A 14331-nucleotide genomic window follows, 5' to 3' on the forward strand; every position below is an offset into this window, starting at 1 on the left:
CACAGCAGTGTGTGCGGCGGGGGGCCTGCGCTACTCACGTATCGCGGACATCGGAACAAGTCCGGCACACTGGCGCACCGTGGAGGAGTAGTGGCGCCCTCCCAGCTTGTTCATGACTCCGGAGAAACTGATGGGATGGCGCTCAGGACAGCAGATTCAGGTGGATAGTGCCTGATTATCCGGAGTTGTGAACACACGCCCCCGCGCACTACCCCGCGGCGGGCGGGGTCTGCTTGGCGTCGGCGAGCTCGTCGACGACGAGGTGGCGCTGATCGGCGGAGCCGTTGCGGTAGGCCTGGCGTCCGACCATGTGCGCCGAGAGCGGGGCGGTCGCGAACTGCATGAGCACGATCGGGGCGACCAGCAGCAGCCCCAGCAGGATGCCGCCGACGCTGCGCTGCGCGAGGGCGACCGCGAGGCAGATGAACACGAGTCCGAGCACCTGCGGCTTCGTGGCGGCGTGGAGCCGCGACGGCACATCGCGGAAGTGCAGCAGTCCGACCGCTGCCGAGAGGCAGAGCAGCGCGCCGAGCAGGATGAGCACGAGCACCGTCACGTCGATGACGGCGTCGGGGATGACGAGACCGAAGATGTTCATGGCGTCGTGTTGTCCCTTCGTGCGACGAAGCGGGCGACCGAGATCGATCCGAAGACGCCGATCGCGGCGATGATGAGCAGCACCGGGATGCTGCGCGTATGGCCGTTGATCGCCATCTCGGCACCGAGCACGCACATGACCTCGGTGAGCAGCACGTCGGAGGCGACCGCACGGTCGAGGATCGTGGGCCCGCGGAAGATGCGGATGACGGTGAGGATCGCGGCGATGCCGAACACCACCATGATCACGAGCAGCAGGATGTTCACCGGGCACCGCCCTTCGTCGAAGACCCGGCGGCGGTCGCGCGTGCCCGCTCATCGGCCTTGAGCGCACGATACTGCGCGGGATCGCCGAGCGCACGCACCACCCGCTGCTCCCAGCGCAGCACGATGCGGCGCTGCTTCTCGACGTCGTCCATCCCATCCACGCCGATCACGTGCATGTAGAGAACGCGGCGATCACGATCGGCCTCGACCACGAGCGAGCCCGGCACGAGCGACGACACGACCGCGACGTGCGTCATGACGAGGTCGTCGGCGTGGCGCAGCGGCACCGCGATGATGGCGGTGCCCGGCTGCTTGCGGAAGTCGAAGACCTGGATGGCGACGGTGACGGCGCCTCGCAGCAGCGCCCACAGGAACTGCACCACGAACAGCGCGGCGTAGAAGACGTTGACCCGCCCCGACAGCTCGACCGTCGGCAGGCGGAACACCCGGGTCACGAACACCGCGACGACGAGTCCGGAGACGAACGCCAGCAGCGTGAACTGCCCCCACAGCAGCATCCACAGCACGACCAGCCAGGCCAGGAACGGCAGCTGGGCGCGCAGGTCGCGCCAGAAGTGGCGCTTGCCCTCGGGACTCATCCGCCCACCTCCTCTTCGAGCTGCACGAGGTTGACGGGCTGCAGCAGCGTCTCGCCGATGCGGTCGCAGAGCTCGTAGAGCGGGCCCGCGAAGACGGTGAGCGCGACGGTGACCCCGACCATGCCGGCGGTCGCGAGCGTCATGATCTTGGGGATACGGCGACGCTCCTGCTGCTCATCGGCGGCGGGCGCGTTGCCGAGGTACGAGATGCGTCCCTCGGTCTCGGTCGAGTCCTCCTCCTCACGCCAGAACGCGAGGTTCCAGGCGCGCATGAGCGCGTACAGGGTGAGGAGCGAGGTGAGGATGCCGCCCATGATCAGCACGATCATGAGCGGGGTGCCGACGGATGCCGCGGCCTCGAAGAGTGCGAACTTGCCGATGAACCCGGAGAAGGGTGGCAACCCGCCGAGGTTGATCGCGGGGATGAAGTAGAGCACCGCGATCACCGGCGCGATCTTCAGCAGCCCCTTGACCCGCAGGATCGAGGTGCTGCCGGCTCTTCGTTCGATCAGTCCCACGGCGAGGAACAGGGTCGTCTGCACGACGATGTGGTGCACGATGTAGTACACCGTGGCGCCGATGGCCGCGGGCGTCGCGATCGCGAGACCGAAGATCATGTACCCGACGTGGCTGACGAGTGTGAACGACAGGATTCGTTTGAGCTCGGCTTGCGCGACGGCACCGAGCACGCCGACGACCATGGTCGCCAGCGCGATGATCAACAGCAGCGTGTCGATGCTGTTCGAGGCGAACAGCTGCGTCTCGGTGCGGATGAGCGCGTAGACGCCGACCTTGGTCAGCAATCCGGCGAAGACGGCGGTGACCGGGGCGGGCGCGGTCGGGTAGGAGTCGGGCAGCCAGAACGACACCGGGAAGATGGCGGCCTTGATGCCGAACGCCACGACGAGCATGAGGTGCAGCACGAGCTGCGTCTCCTGCGGCAGCTCGGCCATGCGCTCGGCGATCTGCGCCATGTTGACCGTGCCGACGGCTCCGTAGATCATCGCGATCGACGCGAGGAACAGGATCGACGACACGAGCGACACCACGATGTACACGGCGCCGGTGCGGATGCGCGACTCGGTGCTGCCCAGCGTGATCAGCACGTACGAGGCCACGAGCAGGATCTCGAAGCCGACGTACAGATTGAATAGGTCGCCCGCGATGAAGGCGTTGAAGATGCCCGCCGCGAGGATCAGGTACGAGGGGTTGAAGATAGAGATCGGGGTCTCGTCGGTGCCGTCGGCGGCCCCCTGGCCGATCGAGAAGAGGAGCACGGCGAGCAGCACGATGCTCGAGATCAGCACGAGGAGGGCGGCGAGCCGATCGACGTAGAGCACGATGCCGAACGGCACCGGCCATCCGCCCACCGACACCGCCATCGGGGTGTCGCCGGCGTCGACGGCGACCAGCAGCACGGCGGCGATCACCGAGACGGCGGCGAGCGTCACGACGGTGACGAACACCTGCAGGCGCGCGTTGCGACCGAAGACGAGCGTGATCGCGGCGCCCAGCAGCGGGAGCCCGACGAGGAGGGGGACCAGAACGCTCATCGGCGATCCTCCTCATCGGTGTGCTCGGGGGCGTGGTCGTCGGATGCTTCGGCATCCGTCTCATCGACGGATTCGGTCTCCACCTCGTCGTCGTCGGGAGGCGCCGATTCGGCATCGAGGACGCCCGCGGAGGCATCCGCCCCGTACGAGCCGTACGCCCGATCGACGGGCGCGTCGTCTTGGATCGAGGAGTGGTCGCGCATGTGGAGCACCGTGATCGGCGCGGTCTGCACGCCGACGAAGTCGGTGGTGGCCTCGTCGTCGTCGGACTCGGACTCGTCGTCCATGAGATCTTCGTCGGCGTCGGTGCGCTCGCGCAGCGCGATGTCGGCCTCGTCGTCTTCGACCGTGTCGGCCTGGCCCAGCTGCCAGGATCGGTAGATGAGCGCGAGCATGAATGCCGAGACCGCGAACGTGATGACGATGGCGGTGAGGGTGAGCGCCTGCGGGAGCGGGTCGCTGATCTCGCCGTCGACGCCGTAGAACGGAGCGCGTCCGGGCACGCCCATGACGATCATCAGCAGCAGGTTCGTCGCGTTGCCGAGCAGCAGGAATCCGATGAGCACTCGGGTCAGGCTGCGCTCGAGCATCGCGTACACGCCACAGGCGAAGAGCACGGCCATGATCACGATGAGGGTGAGCGAGACGTCCATCAGTGGGCACCCCGCCTCTCACGCGAGACCATCGGCGCATCGCGCAGCGCCTGGGTCTGACGGTCGACCTCGGCCCCGAGGCTGCGCAGCACGTCGAGCACGAGGCCGATGACTACGAGGTAGACGCCCACGTCGAAGATCGTCGAGGTGACGAACTCCATGTGGCCGAAGCCGGGGATCTCCCACTCCCAGAACGTGCTGGTGAGCGGCGCCTGGCCGAAGAACAGGGGGATCAGCGCGCTGCCGACCGCGAGGATGAGGCCCGCGCCGAGCAGACGTCCCGCGTCGGTGGGTGCGGCTGCTCCGAGCTCCCAGCGGCCACCCGCGATGTAGCGCATGACGAGCGCCATGCCCGCGACGAGACCGCCGGCGAAACCGCCGCCGGGGAGGTTGTGACCGGAGAAGAGCAGGAAGATCGACACCACGATGATGGTGTGGAACAGCACGCGGACGATCACCTCGAGCAGGATCGACCGGTTCTCGGGCTTCATCTTCGTTCCGCCGACGAGCCAGGCCCGGGGGCTGCTCTCGTTCTCGGTGGTCTGGAAACGGATGCCTTCGGTCGTCTCGACCAGCGGGCGGCTCTGCGTGCGGCGGCGCTTCGACCGCGGCAGCTTGAGGGTGGCGGCGAGCATGTCGGCGCGATGGGTGACGAAGACGAGCGAGGCCACACCGGTCGCGGCGAGCACGAGCACCGACAGCTCACCCATCGTGTCCCATCCACGAAGGTCGACCAGGGCGACGTTGACGACGTTCTTGCCGTGGCCGATCTCGTAGGCGAGCTGCGCGAACGAGGTGGAGATGGGCTCGTGGATGCGCGACTGCGTGGCGACCACGGCGACGAGCGCCATCGTGAGACCGACGCCCACCGCGAGCAGCGCCCGCGGGATGCGCCCGACCGAGGCGTTGTGCTCGCCCATCTTCGAGGGCAGGCGGCGCAGCACGAGGGCGAAGGTCACCATCGTGACGGTCTCGACGAGGATCTGCGTGAGCGCGAGGTCGGGGGCACCGCTGGTCGCGAACAGCACCACCATGCCGAGGCCCGTGACCGACACGAGCACGACTCCGGTGTAGCGCTTCTGCGCCCGCACCGCGAAGAGACCGGCGGCGGCCATGATCGGCGCCACGACGATCTGCACCGGCGTGTGCCAGGCCGACAACTGGAAGCGGTCGATGTCGGTCGCGACGAGCGCCGTGACCTCGGCGGCGACGAACACCACGAAGATCGTGCCGACGTACACGGGCAGCGAACCGCGCTGGGTGAGGGTCGTGCTGAGCACCGACAGCCGGTCGACACCGCGCATGACGAAGTAGTAGACATCGGCTGCGGTGAACGGCAGCAGGCGGGCCTTGCGGTCCCAGCCCGTGCGGCGGGAGAGCAGGAAGATCCCGAAGCCCAGCACGATCGACAGGATCGAGATGCCGAGCGCCGGCTCGAAGCCGTGCCAGAGGGCGAGGTGCCCCGGGCCTTCGACGGCCAGCCCCTCGGCGTCGAGGCCGGGGGTCGCCGTGACCGCGTATCCCTGCAGCGCGACGTCGAGCGCGGGAGCGCCGATGCCGGCGGCGAGCGTGACACCCGCGAGGATGATCGGCGCCGACAGGAACCCGACGGGCGGGTCGGGCCAGGGGGTGTCCGGCATCCGATCGCCCTGCGCGTCGCGCTTGGTCCAGAAGGCTCCCCAGAGGAAGCGCACGCCATATGCCGCAGTGAGCATGGATCCGAGGATCACGCCGATCAGGGCGACGAGTCCCCACGCGGATCCGCCGATTGCATCGTCGAGCAGGGCGGTGAGCGTCGATTCCTTCGCCACGAAACCGAGGGTCGGGGCGATGCCGGCCATGGAGGCGATCGAGATGAACGCCGCCGTCGTCATGACCGGGGCCTGCCGGCCCACGCCCGAGAGCTCGTTGATGTCACGCGTCGAGAGCTGACGGTCGATCACACCCACGATGAGGAACAGTGCCGACTTGAACAGCGCGTGGCCGATGACCAGCGCGAGCCCCGCCAGCGCCGCGGCCTGCGTGCCGTAGCCGACGACCACGGCGAAGAAACCGAGCTGGCTGACGGTGCCGAAGGCGAGGATACGCTTGAGGTCGGTCTCGCGCAGCGCCTGGAACCCGCCGATCAGCATCGTCAGGATGCCGAGGCTGATCACGATCGGACGCCAGGTGGGGCTCAGCGCGAAGATCGGCGCGAAGCGCGCGATGAGGTAGATACCCGCCTTCACCATCGCGGCGGCGTGCAGGTAGGCGCTCACCGGAGTGGGAGCGGCCATCGCACCGGGCAGCCAGAAGTGGAACGGGAAGATCGCCGACTTGCTGATCGCGCCGATCAGGAGCATGACGATCGCGGCATCGATCATCGGACCGGTCGGCACCTCGGCGAGGATCTCGCGGATGCTCGACGTTCCGGCATCGACCACCAGCAGCACGACGCCGACGAACATCACGAGTCCGCCGAGCGTGGTGACCAGCAGCGCCTGCAGCGCGGCACGACGGCTGGCCGCGCGACGGCGGTAGTGACCGATGAGGAGGTACGAGAGGATGCTCGTCACCTCCCAGAACATGACGAGCATGACCAGGTCGTCGGTGAGCACGAGGCCGTACATCGCGCCGGCGAAGCCCAGCAGAACGCCCGCGAACTGGCCGATCCCGGCCGATTCGTCGTGGAAGTACCAGCGGCAGTAGAGGAGAACCAGCGAACCGACGCCCGTGACGATGAGCGTGAGCACCCAGCCGAGCACGTCCATGTTCATCGACAGGTTCAGCCCGAGCTGCGGGATCCACGACACCGAGACGAACGGGGAGTCACCGTCGATCACCTGCGGCGTCATCACCAGCGCGTGGACGAATGCCGCCGCGGGAATGAGAGCGGCGATCGCGAATGCCTGAGACCCCAGCCAGCGCACCAGAACGGGCATCAGGAGAGACCCGAGGAGGAACACGGCGAGGAGCGTCAGCATATACGCGGCTCCTCAGGGCTCGTCGGCCGGGGGAAAACGGCGCAGGCGGGCGGGTGTCTGGTTCTATTCTACCTGGCGTTAGGGAACCGTTAGGCCGCGGCCCTTCGTCTCGTCGCTTCGCTCCTCGCTCAGGAACCGCGAAGCGAGACGATGGGCGCCCCGGGAGCTACTCCGAGCGCGCCGCGAGCACCGGGCCGAGGCGGGCGTAGGAGTTGGTGATGTGGGTGAGCATGGCGGCTGCCGCCGCATCCGCATCGCGATCGCGCAGCGCGGAGAGGATCTTCTCGTGCTCGCTGACCGTGTCGTCTTCGAAGTCGTGGCGGAAGTTGAGCCGGTAGAGGTGCATGTGCGAGCGCAGCCGCACGATCGCCTCCGAGAGCAGCGGGCTCTGGGCGTGCTCGGCGATGAGGTGGTGGAAGTGCAGGTCCTCGTCGATGAAGCGGCGGTAGTTCTCGAAGTGCTCGTCGTCGTCGGGGGCGGATGCCGTGCGCATCTGCGCCACCGAGGCCGCGAGCTCGGCCTCGGTCTCGGCGTCGATGTGCGTCGTCGCGCGGCGTGCCGCTTCGGGCTCGAGGAGTTCGCGCATGTCGTAGAGGTCGCGCAGGCCGTCGGCATCGAGCAGCGGGGTGGCGACGTAGCCCTTGAGCGCGCGCTTGATCACGAGCCCCTCGGACTCGAGGCGGGTGAGTGCTTCGCGCACCGGGGTCGGCGAGACGTCGAGGTCGCGGGCGACCGCGTCGATGTTCACGCGGGCACCGGGTTCGATCACCCGGTCCATGAGCAGCCCGAGCACGGCGTCGTAGACGTCGTCGACGAGGGCACGGCGGGCGGGCAGAGCCCGTGGTCCACGGGCTTCGTCGTCGCTGAACATGAGTCTCATCGTACGGGTTGCCCTTCTCGCGCCCGCGGCTGCCGCGCGGAGGCATCCGTTCCCAGCAGCCCCTGCTCCTGCAGTTCGCGCCAGACCTCCTCCGGCACCGGTCGGTCGGCGAGCGCGCTGTTCTGCGCGAGCTGGGCGGCGCTGGCCCCGCCCAGCACGACGGCGGCGACGGCCGGATGCCGCAGCGGGAACTGCACCGCGAGCTCGGGCAGCGTGCGCCCGTGCCGATGCGCGATGCGCGCGATCTCCTGCGCGCGCTCGACGACCGTGCGGTCGGCGGGACCGTAATCGAACAGGCTCCCCTGCCCGGGGGTATCGGTCGCGAGGATGCCGGAGTTGAAGACGGCCGCGGCGAGCACCGAGACATCGCGCTCGGCGGCGAGGGGCAGCAGGTCGTCGCCGGCGGACTGGTCGAGCAGCGTCCAACGCCCGGCGACCATCATCACGTCGGCATCCGTCTCGCGCACGAACCGGGCGAGCATCGCGCTCTGGTTCATGCCCGCCCCGAACGAGCGGATCACGCCCTGGTCGCGCAGCTCGCTGAGCGCGGGGAAGGCGCCGTCGAGGGCTTCACGCTCGAAGTCGTCGGGGTCGTGCACCAGCACCAGGTCGATCCGATCGAGGCCGAGCCGCGTGAGCGAGTCGTCGATCGAGCGCAGCACCCCGTCGCGCGAGTAGTCGCGCACGCGCCGATGATCGGCGGGCACGACGAACAGGTTGTCGATGTCGGTGCGGCCCGCGGCATCCTGCGGCACGAGCAGCCGTCCGACCTTGGTCGAGACGATGTACTCCTCGCGCGGCAGCGGGTGCAGGCTCTCGCCCAACCGCCGTTCGGCCAGACCGAGACCGTAGTGCGGGGCGACGTCGAAGTAGCGGATGCCGCCGGCCCACGCCGCGGGCACCACCTCGGGCCAGGCGTCGTCGGCGAGCGCGCTGTAGAGGTTGCCGAGCGCGGCCGCGCCGTACCCGATCGGCGGGGCCGAGAGTCCGCCGCGACCGATGCGCACGGGAACGGGGCGGGTCACGAGACGATCAACCGCCCGAGCGCCTCGTCGTCCCACGCGATGCCGAGGCCCGCCGTGGTCGGCGCCCAGCCGCGACCGCCCTCGATGCGCAGCTCGTCGGTGGTGACGGCCCGCAGCTGCGGGATGTGCTCGAGGTAGAGGGCGTTCGGGATGGCGCACACGAGCGACACGTGCAGCTCCATGAGGAAGTGCGGGGCGACGGGGGCGTTGAACGATTCGGCCAGGTGCGCGATCTTGAGCCAGGGCGTGATGCCGCCGACCCGGGCGACATCGGGCTGCACGATCGAGGCGCCGCCGCGCTGCAGGTGCTCGCGGAAGTGGCCGATCGAGTACATGCTCTCGCCGACCGCGATCGGCACCGAGGTCGACCGGGCGAGCTGGCGATGGCCCTCGATGTCTTCCGCGGGCAACGGCTCCTCGAACCAGAAAACATCCACCTGCTCGAACAGGCGCGCACGGCGCACCGCCTCCGACACCGTGAACGACTGGTTGGCGTCGACCATGATGTCGAGGTCGTCGCCGACGGCGTCGCGCACGGCCCGCAGACGCTCGAGGTCCTGGTGACCGCGGGGCTTGCCGACCTTGATCTTCACCCCGCCCATGCCGCGCTCCTTCGAGGCGACCGCGTGCGCGACGAGCTCGTCGACGGTGAGGTGCAGCCATCCGCCCTCGGTGTCGTACATCGGGATCGACGGCGAGGCTCCCCCGCCGGCGACCCACAGCGGCAGGCCGGCGCGGCGGGTCTTCGCATCCCACACCGCCGTGTCGACCGCGGCGAGCGCGAGCGCGGTGATCGGCCCGACGGTGGTGGCGCGGGTGATGCCGAACAGCGCGAGCCACACCGCTTCGGGCCTCTCGGCCTCCAGCCCGATGAGTGCGGGCAGGAGCGTCTCGCGCAGCAGGCTCAGCACCGCCCCGCCGCCCGTGCCGATCGTGTAGCTGTAGCCCACACCCTCGGTGCCGTCGGCGGTGCGGATCCGCACGAAGATCGTCTCCTGCTTGACGAAGGTCTGCAGGGCGTCGGTGCGCACGGTCTCGACCGGCAGGTCGACGAGCTGCGCCTCGACGTGCACGATCCGGCTGCCCGCCGTCACATCGGCGACGGCCGTGGTGGTGGTGGCGTCGAGGATGCTCGAGCCGGTGTTCTGCGATGCGTTCATCATCGTCCTCCGAGTCCGCCCAGGGTGACCCCCTTGATGAGCTGCCGTTGCAGCAGCAGCACGAGGATCAACGAGGGGATGACGGCGAGCGTCGACGCCGCCATGAGTAGCGACCATTGCGTGCCGAACTGGCCGGTGAACATCCCCAGCCCGAGCGGCACGGTCGCCATGTCCTGTGTGTTGATGATGATCAGCGGCCACAGGTACGAGTTCCAGTAACCGATGAACGAGAAGACCGCGAGCACGCTCAGCGGTGCGACCAGCTGCGGCAGCAGCACCGACCAGAGCGTGCGCAGGCGCGAGGCGCCGTCGATGAGCGCGGCCTCCTCGTACTCGATCGGGATCGTGAGGAAGAACTGGCGCATGAGGAACGTGCCGAACGCGGTGAAGGCGAACGGGATGATGAGCGCGCCGTAGGTGTCGTTCCAGCCCCAGCTGTTGATCATGATGAACAGCGGCACGACGAGCACCTCCTGCGGCAGCACGAGCGTGAGCACGAACAGCAGGAAGAGCTTGTCGCGGAACTTGAAGCGCAGCCGCGAGAAGGCATAGGCCGAGAGCACGGCGACGACGACCGAGAGCGCGGCACCGGCGATCGCGACGATGAGCCCGTTGAGGATGAAGCGCCCGAAGGGCACGACCGTCCACGCCTCGACGAAGTTCGCCCAGCGGATCTCGGACCCGAAGATCTGCGGCGTCGCCGTGAAGACCTCGTTCTCGGGCTTGAGGGCGGTGAGGAACATCCAGATGAAGGGGAACGCGAAGATCAGCGCGACGAGCGCGATCGCGGCGGTGTTCAGCCACTCCTTGAGGGTCGATCGGCGCTGGTGCCGACGGCGCGGCAGGATCAGCAGCGCGGTCGCCGAGAGGTCACGATCACTCATAGTTCACCCACTTGCGCTGGCCGACGAACTGCAGGGCCGTGATGAGCATCACCACGACGAAGAGGATCCACGCGAGGGCGGAGGCGTAGCCGAGCCGGTCGAAGACGAAGCCGTTGCGGTAGAGGTACAGCACGAACGTGTTGGTGCTCTCGCCCGGGCCGCCCTGTGTGAGGAACAGCGGTTGGACGAAGACCTGGAAGGCGCCGATCATCGTCATGGTCGAGCAGAAGAAGAGCGAGGGCGAGAGCAGCGGGAGGATGATGTACCGCAGTCGTTGCCAGGCGCTGGTGCCGTCGATGCGGGATGCCTCGAGCAGCTCTTTCGGGATGGCGCTGAGTCCCGCCGACAGCACGATGACGTTGTAGCCGAACGACTGCCACACCGACATCGCGATCACCGAGGGCAGCGCCCAGGCCGAGTCGGAGAGCCAGTTGGGTCCGTCGATGCCGACGGTGGCGAGCATCGAGTTCACGAGCCCGTCCTGCGAGAGCAGCAGCCGCCAGACGAGGGCGTTCGCGACCATCGGGGTGATGACCGGGAGGAAGAAGATCACGCGCCACGCTCCCGCGGCCTTCATACGGGTATTGAGCCAGAGCGAGATCGTGAGAGCGACGAACAGGTTCAGCGCCGTGTAGACCACGGCGAAGATGACCGTGTTGCCGAGCACCGTGTAGAAGGTCGGGTCGCGGAACAGCTTGACGTAGTTCTCGAGGCCGATGAAATCCGGGTTTCCGAACAGCTTCCAGTCGAAGAGGCTGATGAAGGCCGACCCGAACAGCGGGGTGAGGATGAAGAGGACGAACCCGATCATCCCGGGGGCGAGGAACGCGACCGCCACCCACCCGTTCCCGCGCCGACGCGGCAGCCGCGGCCCCGGCGGGGCGGGGGCGCCGATGGGCACCCCCGCCACGCCGGGCATCGCGGAGGAGGCCGTGGCCTCGCTCCGGTCGCTCATGATCGCCATCCGCTCAGCCCGCGACCGAGTTCGTGATCGTGTCCATGATCTCCTCCGCCGTCAGCTCACCCCGGTAGCCCTGCACGCCGTACTGCGTCATCAGGGTCTCGACCTGGTTCCAGGTCGGGGTGGTGCGCTGCGGGGTCGCGTTCGAGAGCAGAGCCTCGACCACCTCCGACGAGCCCTCGGTCTTGCCCTCGGCCCAGGCCGGGAGCGCCTCGATGCGAGCGGGGACGATGCCGCGGGCCTCGGCCTGCTTCTCCTGCACCGAGAGCGAGGTGAGCGCCTCGATGGCCGCGAACGCCTCGTCGGGGCGGTCGCAGTTCGCCGCGATGCCGAAGCCGGAGCCGGCGGTCATCGCCGCGGCCTCACCGCTGGTCGACGGAACGATCGAGACGCCGAGGGTGAAGTCCGCGGCATCCGCGAAGCTGCCGTACATCCACGGCCCCTCGATGAGCATCGGCACCTCGCCGCTGGTGAAGGCCTGCTGCGAGACCTCCGAGCCGTCGGCGGCCTCGGGGGCCTTCGCGACGCCCTCGACCGCGACGAGGTCGAAGAAGCTCTGGATCTGCTCGACGAACTCGGGGTTGGTGAGGTCGAGCTCGCCGTCCTCGGTGACCGCGGGCACGCCGTCGGCCAGCGACCACGCGTTCGGGATGAAGATGCCGGGCGCGAGCGCGAGGCCCTTCTTGTCGCCGTCGGTGAGGGCCTTGGCATCCGACACGAACTGGTCGCGCGTGTAGGTCGCACCCGGCAGTTCGAGGCCGGCGGCCTGGAACGCCTCGACGTTGTAGAAGAGCACGATGGGCTCGGCGTCGTAGGGGATCGCACGGATCGTGCCGTCGACCGTCATGCCGCTGAGCATCGACTCGTCGATGTTCTCGATGTCGAAGCCGCTCTTCTCGATCAGGTCGTCGAGGGGCATGAGCAGGTCGCCGAGCTCCTGTGCACGGGCGGCCTGGGTCGTGAGCAGGCAGGGCGGGTTGGCACCCGAGAGGCGGGTCTTCACCTTGGTCCAGTAGTCGGAGAAGCTCGGCCCCTCGACCGAGATGTCGAGGTCGGGATCCTCGGCCTGCGCCCCGGAGATGAAGTCGGCCCACTGGGCCTGGTCGCCCTCGCTGGCGGCCCAGGTGTAGAGCACGAGCGGGCCGCTGGCCTCGCCGCCGCCTCCCCCGCCGCCGCCGCCGCTCGCGCACCCCGCGAGAGCGAGGGCGCTGAGGCCGGCGACGCCGGTGAGGATGAGGCGCTTCGCGCGCCGGTTCGAGACTGCATTCATACTGACTGCCTCCTTCATTGGATGCTGCAACTGATGCGTGTGTTGTTGAGGGGGTACTGCTCGGGTTACTGCGGTACTGCTCGGATCACTCGGGGATCACTCGGGTATCACTCGGTGGAGAAGTCGATGGCGACGACGTCGATGAGGGCACCGCTGGGGGATGCCGGCGCGACGATGCGCAGCTCGCCGGAGTCGTCGCCGGCGGTGGAGGCCTCGTGCACCTCGAAGCTGGCGTCGTGCTGCAGCTCGAGGCCGTCGGCGAGCCGGTGCACGCGGGTGATCCGCCGCACCGGCAGACCGCGCACGATGATCTCGTCGACCGGGATCGCGGTCAGGTGCAGGTAGAGGCGCCCTTCGCGGGCGGTGGTCGGACCGTGGAAATCGATGCCCTGCGTGGGCTCCACGCCGATCACGGACTCGGCGTGCGCCTGCATCCAGTCGGCGAACTCCTGCAGGCGCTCGTTCTCGACCTCGGGCAGCGTTCCGTCGGGGCCGGGGCCGACGTTGAGCAGCAGGTTGCCGCCGCGCTCGACCACGTCGATGAGGGTCACCAGCAGCGACCGCGCCGACTTCTCGTTGTCCGGGTGCGTGCGCCAGGCCCAGTGGTCGCCGATCGTGAGGCACAGCTCCCACGGACCGGTGGGCACCGTGAGCGGGAACCCCTGCTCGGGCGTGCGGTAGTCGCCCTGCCCGGGGAGGCGGTCGTTGATCACGACGTCGGGCTGCAGCTCCTTGATCAGGCGACGCAGACCCGGAGCGGTCCACTCCGCCGCCGAGCGCTCCCAGTCGCCGTCGAACCAGAGCAGGTCGATCGTGCCGTAGTTCGTGAGCAGCTCGGTCAGCTGCGCCCGCACGTACTCGAGGTAGCGCGACCACTCCTCGGGGCTGGAGCGACGGTGACGATCGGTGGCATCCGGGGTGTCGGCGAACTCGGGCATGCCGGCGGCGGGCCAGTGCTCGAGCTTGTAGGGCAGGTCTTCATCGCGGAACGCCGGGTAGTCGGGGTGGTTCCAGTCCGGGAGGCTGTAGTAGATGCCGACCTTGAGCCCCTCGGCGCGCACGGCGTCGACGAACTCGCGGGTGATGTCGCGACCGAAGGGGCCGTGCTCGACCCCGAAGTCCGACTGCTCCGTGAAGAACATGTTGTATCCGGCATGGTGGCGCGCGGTGAAGACGACGTACGTGGCACCGGCCGCCTTCGCGCGGCGAGCGAGGTCGGCGGCATCCCAGTTCTGCGGGTCGAACGTGGGCGCGGTGGCCTGGTATTCGGCGACGGTCACCGCGTCGTCGACGGCATCCACGCCCGGGATGATCGAGCGGCCGACCAGCGGCCAGGAGATCTCGATGCCCTGCTGGGATGCCTGGTCCCAGTGCACGAAGATGCCGAAGCCCGCGCCGCTGAACCATTCACCGCCGGGGATGCGGGTGGTGGGGCGTCGGAAGTCTGCCGGTGTCATTGAAGCTCCTCGTTGAGTTCCAGATTTCCTATAGGATAGGTGATAGTCGAAGCAGTTCACAA

General features: G+C 68.5%; 13 protein-coding genes. All 13 read right to left on the minus strand.

The window, feature by feature from the left end; all coding sequences use genetic code 11:
* Window positions 1-208: 208 nt before the first annotated feature.
* Window positions 209-598 (minus strand): monovalent cation/H(+) antiporter subunit G, encoded by a 390-nt coding sequence (mnhG, locus tag KZC52_RS10210; RefSeq protein ID WP_247623941.1) that lies wholly within the window; start codon window positions 596-598, stop codon window positions 209-211.
* Window positions 595-864 carry an MrpF/PhaF family protein gene (locus tag KZC52_RS10215; RefSeq protein ID WP_247623942.1) on the minus strand — a complete coding sequence of 90 codons (270 nt, stop codon included), beginning with the start codon at window positions 862-864 and terminating at the stop codon, window positions 595-597. The genes mnhG and KZC52_RS10215 overlap by 4 nt, the downstream gene beginning before the upstream one ends.
* Window positions 861-1463 carry a Na+/H+ antiporter subunit E gene (locus KZC52_RS10220; protein WP_247623943.1) on the minus strand — a complete coding sequence of 201 codons (603 nt, stop codon included), beginning with the start codon at window positions 1461-1463 and terminating at the stop codon, window positions 861-863. Before KZC52_RS10220 ends, KZC52_RS10215 begins: the two co-directional genes overlap by 4 nt.
* Complete coding sequence (locus tag KZC52_RS10225; protein ID WP_247623944.1) at window positions 1460-3016, minus strand: Na+/H+ antiporter subunit D; 1557 nt, start codon at window positions 3014-3016, stop codon at window positions 1460-1462. The genes KZC52_RS10220 and KZC52_RS10225 overlap by 4 nt, the downstream gene beginning before the upstream one ends.
* Entirely contained in the window at window positions 3013-3669 is a 657-nt protein-coding gene (locus KZC52_RS10230) for a Na(+)/H(+) antiporter subunit C (protein WP_247623945.1), read from the minus strand. Before KZC52_RS10230 ends, KZC52_RS10225 begins: the two co-directional genes overlap by 4 nt.
* A complete protein-coding gene (locus tag KZC52_RS10235) occupies window positions 3669-6632 on the minus strand; it encodes a Na+/H+ antiporter subunit A (RefSeq protein ID WP_247623946.1) in 2964 nt (987 codons plus the stop codon). Before KZC52_RS10235 ends, KZC52_RS10230 begins: the two co-directional genes overlap by 1 nt.
* A gap of 166 nt (window positions 6633-6798) precedes the next feature.
* Entirely contained in the window at window positions 6799-7503 is a 705-nt protein-coding gene (locus KZC52_RS10240; protein WP_247623947.1) for a GntR family transcriptional regulator, read from the minus strand.
* A gap of 5 nt (window positions 7504-7508) precedes the next feature.
* Window positions 7509-8537, minus strand: a complete 1029-nt coding sequence (locus KZC52_RS10245) for an aldo/keto reductase (protein WP_247623948.1) — start codon at window positions 8535-8537, stop codon at window positions 7509-7511.
* Entirely contained in the window at window positions 8534-9697 is a 1164-nt protein-coding gene (locus KZC52_RS10250; protein WP_247623949.1) for a mandelate racemase/muconate lactonizing enzyme family protein, read from the minus strand. Before KZC52_RS10250 ends, KZC52_RS10245 begins: the two co-directional genes overlap by 4 nt.
* On the minus strand, window positions 9697-10581 hold the full coding sequence (locus KZC52_RS10255) for a carbohydrate ABC transporter permease (protein WP_247623950.1): 885 nt from the start codon (window positions 10579-10581) through the stop codon (window positions 9697-9699). The genes KZC52_RS10250 and KZC52_RS10255 overlap by 1 nt, the downstream gene beginning before the upstream one ends.
* Window positions 10574-11536, minus strand: coding sequence for a carbohydrate ABC transporter permease (locus KZC52_RS10260; RefSeq protein ID WP_247623951.1), 963 nt, complete (start codon window positions 11534-11536; stop codon window positions 10574-10576). The genes KZC52_RS10255 and KZC52_RS10260 overlap by 8 nt, the downstream gene beginning before the upstream one ends.
* Window positions 11537-11549: 13 nt before the next feature.
* On the minus strand, window positions 11550-12812 hold the full coding sequence (locus tag KZC52_RS10265; RefSeq protein WP_247623952.1) for an ABC transporter substrate-binding protein: 1263 nt from the start codon (window positions 12810-12812) through the stop codon (window positions 11550-11552).
* Window positions 12813-12919: 107 nt separating this feature from the next.
* Window positions 12920-14269, minus strand: a complete 1350-nt coding sequence (locus KZC52_RS10270; protein ID WP_247623953.1) for an alpha-L-fucosidase — start codon at window positions 14267-14269, stop codon at window positions 12920-12922.
* Between the last annotated feature and the right edge of the window lie 62 nt (window positions 14270-14331).

Origin of the sequence: Microbacterium galbinum, assembly GCF_023091225.1 — a bacterium.
Lineage (GTDB): Bacteria > Actinomycetota > Actinomycetes > Actinomycetales > Microbacteriaceae > Microbacterium > Microbacterium galbinum.

Excerpts from the sequence above, each read along its gene's own strand:
- mnhG (WP_247623941.1), bottom strand. The coding sequence starts at position 598 with ATGAACATCTTCGGTCTCGTCATCCCCGACGCCGTCATCGACGTGACG.
- KZC52_RS10220 (WP_247623943.1), bottom strand. The coding sequence starts at position 1,463 with ATGAGTCCCGAGGGCAAGCGCCACTTCTGGCGCGACCTGCGCGCCCAG.
- KZC52_RS10225 (WP_247623944.1), bottom strand. The coding sequence starts at position 3,016 with ATGAGCGTTCTGGTCCCCCTCCTCGTCGGGCTCCCGCTGCTGGGCGCC.
- KZC52_RS10230 (WP_247623945.1), bottom strand. The coding sequence starts at position 3,669 with ATGGACGTCTCGCTCACCCTCATCGTGATCATGGCCGTGCTCTTCGCC.
- KZC52_RS10235 (WP_247623946.1), bottom strand. The coding sequence starts at position 6,632 with ATGCTGACGCTCCTCGCCGTGTTCCTCCTCGGGTCTCTCCTGATGCCC.
- KZC52_RS10240 (WP_247623947.1), bottom strand. The coding sequence starts at position 7,503 with ATGTTCAGCGACGACGAAGCCCGTGGACCACGGGCTCTGCCCGCCCGC.
- KZC52_RS10250 (WP_247623949.1), bottom strand. The coding sequence starts at position 9,697 with ATGAACGCATCGCAGAACACCGGCTCGAGCATCCTCGACGCCACCACC.
- KZC52_RS10255 (WP_247623950.1), bottom strand. The coding sequence starts at position 10,581 with ATGAGTGATCGTGACCTCTCGGCGACCGCGCTGCTGATCCTGCCGCGC.
- KZC52_RS10260 (WP_247623951.1), bottom strand. The coding sequence starts at position 11,536 with ATGAGCGACCGGAGCGAGGCCACGGCCTCCTCCGCGATGCCCGGCGTG.
- KZC52_RS10265 (WP_247623952.1), bottom strand. The coding sequence starts at position 12,812 with ATGAATGCAGTCTCGAACCGGCGCGCGAAGCGCCTCATCCTCACCGGC.
- KZC52_RS10270 (WP_247623953.1), bottom strand. The coding sequence starts at position 14,269 with ATGACACCGGCAGACTTCCGACGCCCCACCACCCGCATCCCCGGCGGT.